General features: G+C 68.1%; 1 protein-coding gene and 1 pseudogene. One reads left to right on the top strand and one right to left on the bottom strand.

All coding sequences use genetic code 11. The annotated features are described in order from the left end of the window. Positions 1-837: 837 nt before the first annotated feature. Positions 838-2,331, top strand: coding sequence for an HWE histidine kinase domain-containing protein (locus LL06_RS24990; protein WP_081964188.1), 1,494 nt, complete (start codon positions 838-840; stop codon positions 2,329-2,331). Between the two features lie 95 nt (positions 2,332-2,426). Here LL06_RS24990 and LL06_RS27805 read toward each other — a convergent pair. Further along, positions 2,427-3,258 (bottom strand): annotated as a pseudogene (locus LL06_RS27805) (hypothetical protein); the annotation flags it as partial.

The raw sequence follows: 3,258 nt of genomic DNA, 5'->3' as shown, positions 1-3,258 counted from the left end.
GGGCGAAGGGCCCGGGGTGGCGTGAGAGATGTGGCTTGGCGCGATCGCCCGCGCCCCACCGGTGAGGGACTTCCGCGCCTTCCGGGCGCGGATCGGCTCTCCTTCCCGCAAAGCTTGACGCGAGCCCTGGGCGGTTCGTCATGTTCGGCCCTTCGGAGACCGAACCCGCCCTCTCCCACTCGCATGTGTGAGATGCGGCAGGGAATGGTCAGGCCGGCGTTCGCGGTGACGCCGCATCCATGGAGGGCCGGCCGGCCCGGCCATGACTGCGGATCGAACGCCGCCGGTGCGAGGCCTGGCGCAGTGTGCCGCACGGTCCTCAAACCGGTTCCGGCTTTCTCGCCGGAGGCCCTTGCCCTGATCCACCGCGATCGGACAGGCCCCCGCACGTCGGCCGGGGTGGACGCTTCGCAAGCTGCTGGCCAACGGGTACGGCCCCCGCCCGCCAGCACTCACCGCCTCCCGCCGGCCCGGGCTCCGTACGCCCCGGCCATCCATTGGAGCGGAAGGTGAGACGAGTATCGCACGGCGGGAAAAGGTGGGGAAAATACCGGGTGGTTTTTTGTCCCGGACCGCCGTCCCCAACCGCGCGCGGCATGCGGGCGTTCGGCGCCTGTGGCCGGAAAAGGTTCGTCCGGCGTGCCTGTGGCGCGGCATCCGCCGCAGGGCGCCTCGTCCCCCGCGGAAAGGCTACAGGTCCGGACACACCCGATTGGCGTGTTTGCAGACAGGTAACTTCCCCTAACAAATTTAATAGAGCCCTTGTACCGTTCTGATAAAATGCCCATTGGGGGAGTCCCGCAAACCGCTTGCCGCTACGGAAGGTCCTGACACACAATGCGCCCGCTCGTTCAACCTTTGGCTGAAACCGATCCCATCCTGCAGGACGGCGGCGAATGCGGCGCGCTGTTGCGCGCCATGGACTGGGCATCGAGCCCGCTGGGAGAACCCTCGGACTGGCCGCCGGAACTGCGCGTGATCGTCGGCATCGCGCTGGGCTCGACCCAGCCGATGTTCATCGTCTGGGGGCCGGAGCGGATCACGCTCTACAATGACGGCTACGCCAAGATCTGCGGAAGCCGCCATCCCGCGGCCATGGGACAGCCCTTCCACGACATCTGGTTCGACATCTGGGACCAGCTCGATCCGATCGTTGCCGATGCCTACAACGGCATCAGCACGTCGATGGACGATATCGAGCTGATCATGCACCGCAACGGCTATCCGGAGGAGACCCACTTCGCCTTTTCCTACTCGCCGGTGCGCGGCAGCTCGGGCAAGGTGCTGGGCATGTTCTGCCCCTGTGTCGAGACCACGGCGGAGGTGCTGATGCAGCGCCGGCTGGCCAAGGAGCGCGAGCAGATGCGGCACATCTTCGAGATGGCGCTCGGGGCGGTGGCGATCGTCGAGGGACCTGAGCACGTCTTCACCTTCGCCAATTCCGAATATCTCGCGCTGGCCGGACATCGCAGCATCCTCGGCTGGCGGGTTGCGGACGCCATGCCGGAGGTTGTCGAACAGGGATTCGTCAAGCTGCTGGACGATGTGCTGGCGACGGGTCGGACCTATATCGGCCGCAACATCGAGACCGAGCTGCAGCGCACGCCCGGCGATGCGGCGGAGAAACGGATCCTGGACATCGCCTATCATGCGATCATCGGCGCCGATGGGCGGGCGGAAGGGGTTTTCGTCCAGGCGATCGACGTGACGGACCGGGTCGACGCGGAGCGCCAGCAGCAACTTTTGAACTTCGAACTCGCCCATCGCATGAAGAACCAGCTTTCGCTGGTCCAGGCGATCGCCAACCAGACCTTCCGCTTCGCGCGCGACATCGGCGAAGCCAGGACGTCGCTGGTCAACCGGATATCGGTGCTGGCCCGCGCCCAGGAGATGCTGCTGTCGGCGACCGCGGAATCCACCACCGTGGACGCCATCCTGCGCGATGTCGCGGCCCTGCACGAGGGACCCGCGGGCGGGCGCTTCGAATTCGGCGGCCCCGAGCTGCAGACGGGCCCGCGCGGGGCGCTGTCGCTGTCGCTGATGCTGCACGAACTGTCGACCAACGCGGCGAAATACGGCGCGCTGTCGGTGGACACCGGCAAGGTCGTCATCTCCTGGCGGATCGAGCCGACGGCAAGGGGAGACCAGTTCGTTCTCGACTGGGAGGAGACCGGCGGCCCGGCGGTCACGACCCCGACCCATACGGGATCGGGGACACGGCTTCTCAGGGCCGGCGTCGCCAGCGCCCGGTTCTGCCAGGTCGAACTCTCCTACGAGCCGTCAGGCGCCCGGTGCACGATCCGGGTGGACGTGGATGGCCTGCTGGCCTGAGCGGGCCGCTGTAGATCCGTCCTCGAACTCTCCGCAAGCGGCAGCGCGCCTGCCTGTCCCAAGCTCCCTCCCCGCAAGAGGGAGGGGCCTGCCCCTCACTGCGCCGGGGCGGCCCTTGCCCAGGCGTCGAGCGCCTGGTTGAACACCTCGGTGCCGCTGGCGCCCTTTTCCAGCGTGATCAGCGCCTGGCGGCCATTGGCGTAGACCACCGGGATGTCGATCCAGTTGCGCTCGCGCAGGAGATTGATGTTGGCCTCGCGGGCTTCGGCGAGGTCGTTGAGCGCCACCATGTAGAAGTCCTGGGTGATCTTGGCCGGCACCGCGATCAGCGGGTTGCCCTGGTCGGCCTCGGTCTGCTTCATGGCGATGCGCTGCAACTGGTCGATCGAGCCGCCGTCGAACCCGGGCGGCAGGGCGAACACCACCTCGACGATGTGGCTGGCGGGCAGCGACGGATCGGTGTTGCGCTTGATGGTGATCAGCGCCGACAGGCCCTTGTCGGGATTGTTGATCTCGCCACGAATCACCTGCTCGTCGGGACCGTCGCCGGAGGGCTCGCTCACCAGCGACCAGACCACGGTGCCCTGCTTGACCTCGAGCGACTGCTGGCCGAGGCGCTCCTCGTAGAGGATCATCTTCTGCTGGACGCCGAGCGGCTGCGCCGCGGGCGCGGTGGCCTCTCCCGGCGCGACCGGCGCATCGGTGGTGGCCTGCTCGGCGACGGCCTCGTCCACGGCCCCGGCATCGGTGAGTTCGGCCACAGAGCGGCCCTCGACGGTGTCGTCGGCAGCCGGACCCGGCGCCGGACCGGCGTCGACCTCGGTGCCGTCGGGATTGAGCCGCTGGTTGAACTTGCCGTCGTCGGGGGCGACGAGCGCGGTTTCCGGCGCCGCCTCGGCGGGCTGCTCGGCAGCGGGCTCCGGCTCG

This window comes from Hoeflea sp. BAL378 (assembly GCF_000759435.1).
In the GTDB taxonomy this organism is placed as follows: Bacteria; Pseudomonadota; Alphaproteobacteria; order Rhizobiales; family Rhizobiaceae; genus Hoeflea.
This window is presented reverse-complemented; position numbering and strand designations above follow the sequence as displayed.

Bases quoted from the DNA above. Each gene is read 5' to 3' on its own strand.
- LL06_RS24990 (WP_081964188.1), top strand. From the start codon at position 838: ATGCGCCCGCTCGTTCAACCTTTGGCTGAAACCGATCCCATCCTGCAG.